Consider the following 5,430-nt stretch of genomic DNA (forward strand, 5'->3'; position numbering starts at 1 on the left):
TATGCGCGCGTGTCGTCGCGACGAGCGGTGCGAGCGCGCCATGCCAGCTCGCGTGAACCCAGTCGGCCGCGCGTCGCGCGTTCGCGTCGTAGCCGGCGAGCCACGCGGCCCGCGCCGTGACGCTCGCGATCGGCGTACCGCCGCTCATCGCGCGCCGGCCTGTTGAGGCGCGGCCGCGGCCTGCGCGTCGTTGCCGCCGCGCAGCCGCGCAGCCGGCCCGCCCCCGTCCGCGCCGCCGTGCTTGCGCGCGCGCCACCACAGCACACCGCCCGCGGCCGCGAGCGCGACGCACACGAGGAGGGCGATCAGGAGGCCGACGAGCGTCGCACCGCCGGACTTCTGCACGCTCGGCTGCGCGGCCGACACGAGATCGACCGGATCGGCGGCGACCGACGTGACGCTCACTTCGTCGTACGTCAGCCCTTCGACGCTATGGACGACGAGGTTCTTGATCTGCGGCGTCAGCGTCGCGAGATTCGCGTTCGGCCGGTACTTGATGAATACCGACGCCGACGACGGCTTCGCGACCTGTGCGAGCGGATCGTTGTTCGGCAGCACGATGTGCACGCGCGCGACGACGACCCCGTCAATTTTCGACAGCGTGTCCGACAGCTCCTGCGACACGCCGTAGATGAATCGCACGCGCTCCTCGGTCGGCGTCGACACGAGGCCGTCCTTCTTGAACAGCGCGCCGAGATCGTCGTAGCGTGTCGCGGGCAGCCCGCGCGCGCGCAGCACTTCCATCGCCTTGACAATCTGCTTGTCGTCGACGGCGAGCGTCCACGTCTTGCCGCCGTCGGGCGTCTTCTTCTGCGCGTCGACACCGTTCTGGAGCAGCGCGGCCATCATCTCGTTGCAGTCGCGCTCGGCGAGGCCGCCGTACAGCTCCTGCTGGCAGCCGGCGACGAGCGCCGCGCACGCGAGCAGCGCGGCAAGCCGGGCCGCGCGGCGGCGGCCGCCGGCGGCGATCGGGGAAAGGAGTCGTTCCATGGTCACTGGTTCTTCATCAGGGAGCCGATCGCATCCTTCGTCGACGTGACGACGCCCATCTTCGCCTGCAGGTCGATCTGCATCGCGGTCGCCTCGGCCGACGCCTGGATCGACGCCGCGAACATCTGGTTCATCGACAGTTCGTCCGCGTGCTGGCTCAGGTAGGCAGAGTTGTCGAGCACCTGCTTGATCGCGGCGTCCGACGTCTCGACGAGCTTCGACACGGCGCTTGCTTCGCGCGAATGCGCGACGGGCGGCGTCGGCGTAGCGTTCGACATCAGCGCCTGGAAACGGCTGGCGACGTCGGCCGGGACGTCGGGCGTCGGCGCTGCGGTCGCGCCGGCTGGCGCCGCCGCCGCGTCGGAGAACGCGACGTCGAGCGCGCGGGTCAGGTCGACCGGGGAAAGCGGGGCATTCATGCGGGCCTCCTCGTCAAAGACGCAGATATTGCTGATGGGCGAACGCGGCCTGCGCATCGAAGCCGCCGGCCGGGTTCGCGGACGGCGCATCGGGCGTGTCGCCGTTGGCCGCCGCGGCCGATTCAGGAAGCTCCCAGACACCCGTGCGATCCGCGTGTTCCTTCGCGAGCATCACGTCGTGCTGCCGCTCGAGCGCGCGCACGAGCGCGACCGCCTGCGCGGGGCTGCCGGCCGCGAGCACCTCGTCGGCGGCGATCCGCCATTCCGGATCGCGCTTCAGTTGCAGCGCGAACGCGAGCAGCGCCTTGCCGTAGATCGTGTTCGTCGTGCCGTTCGCGATCTCCGCGAACACGCGCACCGCGTCGTCGAAGTTGCCGAGCGCGACGTGCAGCATGCCGTCGAACATGTCGGCGGCGGGCAGTTGCGGCGCGAGCACGCGCAGCGCGTCGATCAGCAGGCCCATGTCGTAGGGATCGGCGGCCGGGCCGTCGAGCGCGCCGCCGAGCGCGAGGCTCGCGGCGTCGATCAGTTCGTTCAGCGCCGCTTGGTTGCATCGCAGATAGGTCGGCCGGGATTCGTCCATGGTGTGCGCTCCGTGTCGCCGCGCGAGCGGCGCATGTCGTTGAGGAAATGGCGTATGGAGCGCAAGGTAGCAGCGCGCCGCGCCCGCCCGGCCGCCGATGCGAAGTGCGCGCGCGCGAGGCGAAGCGCCACACGCGCTTCGCGCGGGACGGCGCCGCTTCGGGTCGGCGCGCGCGGCCGCCGCCGCGTGCCGCTAACGTACGCGCCATGTCCGACTCTCGACAGGAACGGCGGCGATGGCCGAAGAGAAAACCGAAGAACCCTCCGAACGGAAACTGAAGAAGGTCCGCGAGAAGGGCCAGGTCGCAAAGAGCAAGGACGTAGCAGACGCGGTGACGCTGGCCGCCGCGATCGGCGTGCTGACGGCGGGTGAATCGATGCTGACCGGCGGCCTGTCGCGCACGATCCGCACCGCGCTCGATTTCGTGAATGGCGAACGCACGCCGCAGGCGACGCTGTCCGCGCTGCACGACCTCGCCGCGAGCGCCGCGCTGACGATGCTGCCGTTCGTCGTCGCCGCGATCGTCGCGGGCATCGTGTCGCAGGCGCCGCAGGCGGGTTTCATGATCACGCTCGAACCCGTGATGCCGAAGTTCGACGCGATCAATCCGATGGCGGGCATCAAGAAGATCTTCTCGATGAAGTCGCTGCTCGAGCTCGTGAAGATGATCGTCAAGGCGGTCGTGCTCGCGTGCGTGATCTGGAAGATGATGATGTCGCTGTTTCCGCTGGTCGTCGCGAGCGTGTACGAGGCGACGCCGCAGTTGTCGCGCGTGCTGTGGACTGTGCTGATGAAGCTGCTCGGCGTCGTCGCGCTCGTCGTCACGGTGTTCGCGGCGGCCGACTACAAGATCGCGCGCATGATGTTCATGCGCGACAACCGGATGACGAAGGAAGAGGCGAAGCGCGAGAACAAGGAGAGCGAGGGCGATCCGCACACGAAGGGCGAGCGCCGCCGGCTCGCGCGCGAGATCGCGACGAGCGCGCCGGCGCGGCAGAAGGTCGGCCAGGCGAACGTGCTCGTCGTCAACCCGACGCATTACGCGATCGCGATCCGCTATGCGCCCGACGAGTATCCGCTGCCGCGGGTGATAGAGAAAGCCGTCGACGACGGCGCGCTCGCGCTGCGCCGCCACGCGCACGCGCTCGGCGTGCCGATCGTCGGCAATCCGCCCGTCGCGCGCGCACTGTACCGCGTCGAGCGCGACGCGGCGATTCCCGAAGAACTGTTTGAAACGGTGGCCGCGATCCTGCGCTGGGTCGAGTCGGTCGCGGGCGCGCGCACCGACGCCGCCGTTCCCTCCGAGAGGTCGTCATGACGCTGAAAACCCTCAAACTCCCCGCCGGCGGCGAGGTCGGCATCACGGCGCTGGTCGTCGCGATCGTCTCGCTGATGATCCTGCCGCTGCCACCCGAGGTGATCGACGTGCTGCTCGGCATCAACATCGCGATCAGCGTCACGCTGCTGATGGTGACGATGTACGTCGGCAGCATCGTGTCGCTGTCGGTGTTTCCGTCGGTCCTGCTGTTCACGACGCTGTACCGGCTGTCGCTGAACATCGCGTCGACGAAGTCGATCCTGCTGCACGCGAACGCGGGCGACATCATCGAGAGCTTCGGCGAGCTCGTCGTCGGCGGCAATCTCGTCGTCGGCCTCGTCGTGTTCCTGATCATCACGACCGTGCAGTTCATCGTGATCGCGAAGGGCTCGGAGCGCGTTGCCGAAGTCGGCGCGCGCTTCACGCTCGACGCGATGCCCGGCAAGCAGATGAGCATCGACGCGGACCTGCGTGCGAACATCCTGACGCCCGACGAGGCGCGCCGCAAGCGCGCGACGCTTGCGAAGGAGAGCCAGTTGCACGGCGGGATGGACGGGGCGATGAAGTTCGTCAAGGGCGACGCGATCGCGGGGCTCATCATCACGCTCGTCAACATCGTCGCAGGCATCGCGATCGGCGTGATGTATCACGGGATGACGGCCGGCGAAGCGGCGAACCGCTTCTCGATCCTGTCGGTCGGCGACGCGATGGTGTCGCAGATTCCGTCGCTGCTGATCTCGGTCGCCGCCGGCGTGATGATCACGCGCGTCGCGGACGATCACGACGAAGGCGAAGGCACGTCGCTTGGCTCCGAGATCGCGAAGCAGCTCGGCGGCAGCTTTCGCGCGCTGTACTTCGCGTCGGTGCTGCTGATCGGTTTCGCGGCGGTGCCGGGCTTTCCGGCGGCGCTGTTCGTGCTGCTGTCGGCGATTCTCGCGTTTTCCGGCTACCGGCTGCAGAAGGGCGCGCGCCGCACGACCGCACGCGGCGAGCCGGTGATCGCGCTGCAGCGCGCGGGTGCGAAAGGCAGCACGCCGTCGATCCTGCCGCGCGCGCCGCTCTTCACGTGCGCGATCGGCGTGCGGGTGTCGCCGGATCTCGTCGCGCGGCTCGCGCCCGCCGCGCTCGATCGCGCGTTCGACGAGGAGCGAGCGAAGCTGCAGGAAGAGCAGGGGCTGCCGTTTCCCGGCATCACGCTGTGGACGAGCGACGCGCTGCCCGAAGCGACGTGCGAGATCCTGATGCGCGACGTGCCGCAGGCGCGGCTCGAATTGTCGGCCGACCAGACGATGCTGCCCGACGCGGCGTCGGACCCGGCGCTCGCCGGCCGCTGCACGAAGCGCGGCCCGGCGGGCGGGCTCGCCGAGAGCTACTGGATCGACGACAAGGCGGTGCCGGCCGGCGCGCGCGCGTGGCGTGCCGAGCAGGTGATCGCGCAGGAGACGATCGCGCTGTTGCGACGCAACGCGCATCTGTTCCTCGGCATCCAGGAAACCCAATGGATACTCGACCAGCTCGGAACCGACTATCCGGGGCTCGTCGCCGAAGTGCAGAAGGCGCTGCCGACGCAGCGGATCGCCGACGTGCTGCGTCGCCTGCTCGAAGAGCACATCCCGATCCGCAACGCGCGCGACATCATGGAGAGCCTCGTCGCGTGGGGGCCGAAGGAGAAGGACATGCTGATGCTTGCCGAATACGTGCGCGGCGACCTGTCGCGCTATCTCGCGTATCGCGCGGCGCGCGGCGCGCGGCAACTGCCGGCCGTGCTGCTTGATCTGCCGGTCGAGCAGCATATCCGGCAATCGATCAAGCAGACGCCCGCGGGCAACTTCCTCGCGCTGCCGCCCGAGCAGGTCCGCTATCTCGTTGACAGCGTCGCGTCGTTCGTCGGCGAGACACCGCGCGACGACGTCGCGCTCGTCACGTCGATGGACGTGCGCCGCTACACGCGACGGATGATCGAGGCGCGGCTCGGCTGGCTGCCCGTCTACTCGTATCAGGAGCTTGGCGACCAGGTCGAATTGAAGCCGGTCGGCCGTGTGACGATGCCGGCTGCGGCCCACGCATGAGCGCCGCCGATCTGAGGCCCGTGCGAATCATCGCGGGTGAGCCTGCCGCCG

Annotated in this window: 6 protein-coding genes; 2 read left to right on the top strand and 4 right to left on the bottom strand. The window is 69.2% G+C overall.

What is annotated here, in order from left to right; translation table 11 throughout:
- From G3O06_RS46190 to G3O06_RS46205, 4 genes are all read right to left on the bottom strand, one after another.
- Nucleotides 1-148, bottom strand: a 148-nt coding sequence (locus tag G3O06_RS46190) for a type III secretion protein HrpB4 (protein WP_277403797.1), incomplete at its 3' end; no start/stop codon positions are given.
- Nucleotides 145-990 carry a type III secretion inner membrane ring lipoprotein SctJ gene (gene sctJ / locus G3O06_RS46195; protein WP_205820074.1) on the bottom strand — a complete coding sequence of 282 codons (846 nt, stop codon included), beginning with the start codon at nt 988-990 and terminating at the stop codon, nt 145-147. The genes sctJ and G3O06_RS46190, both read right to left, overlap by 4 nt.
- A 2-nt stretch (nt 991-992) precedes the next feature.
- On the bottom strand, nt 993-1,409 hold the full coding sequence (locus G3O06_RS46200; RefSeq protein ID WP_072436863.1) for a type III secretion protein HrpB2: 417 nt from the start codon (nt 1,407-1,409) through the stop codon (nt 993-995).
- A 13-nt stretch (nt 1,410-1,422) separates the two neighbouring features.
- On the bottom strand, nt 1,423-1,992 hold the full coding sequence (locus G3O06_RS46205) for an HrpB1 family type III secretion system apparatus protein (protein ID WP_174974828.1): 570 nt from the start codon (nt 1,990-1,992) through the stop codon (nt 1,423-1,425).
- Nucleotides 1,993-2,227: 235 nt separating this feature from the next.
- Here G3O06_RS46205 and sctU point away from each other — a divergent pair, with 235 nt between their 5' ends.
- Together sctU and sctV are read left to right on the top strand one after the other, a co-directional pair.
- The gene (sctU, locus tag G3O06_RS46210) at nt 2,228-3,310 is read left to right on the top strand and encodes a type III secretion system export apparatus subunit SctU (RefSeq protein ID WP_085043269.1); all 1,083 of its coding nucleotides are present in this window, start codon (nt 2,228-2,230) and stop codon (nt 3,308-3,310) included.
- Nucleotides 3,307-5,379, top strand: a complete 2,073-nt coding sequence (gene sctV / locus G3O06_RS46215) for a type III secretion system export apparatus subunit SctV (protein WP_174974830.1) — start codon at nt 3,307-3,309, stop codon at nt 5,377-5,379. The genes sctU and sctV overlap by 4 nt, the downstream gene beginning before the upstream one ends.
- Nucleotides 5,380-5,430: the final 51 nt, after the last annotated feature.

Source organism: Burkholderia sp. Ac-20345, from assembly GCF_017104825.1.
Lineage (GTDB): Bacteria > Pseudomonadota > Gammaproteobacteria > Burkholderiales > Burkholderiaceae > Burkholderia > Burkholderia lata_B.

What these genes read in the sequence shown, in the direction of transcription:
- sctJ (WP_205820074.1), bottom strand. Translation starts at nt 990, where the DNA reads ATGGAACGACTCCTTTCCCCGATCGCCGCCGGCGGCCGCCGCCGCGCG.
- G3O06_RS46200 (WP_072436863.1), bottom strand. Translation starts at nt 1,409, where the DNA reads ATGAATGCCCCGCTTTCCCCGGTCGACCTGACCCGCGCGCTCGACGTC.
- G3O06_RS46205 (WP_174974828.1), bottom strand. Translation starts at nt 1,992, where the DNA reads ATGGACGAATCCCGGCCGACCTATCTGCGATGCAACCAAGCGGCGCTG.
- sctU (WP_085043269.1), top strand. Translation starts at nt 2,228, where the DNA reads ATGGCCGAAGAGAAAACCGAAGAACCCTCCGAACGGAAACTGAAGAAG.
- sctV (WP_174974830.1), top strand. Translation starts at nt 3,307, where the DNA reads ATGACGCTGAAAACCCTCAAACTCCCCGCCGGCGGCGAGGTCGGCATC.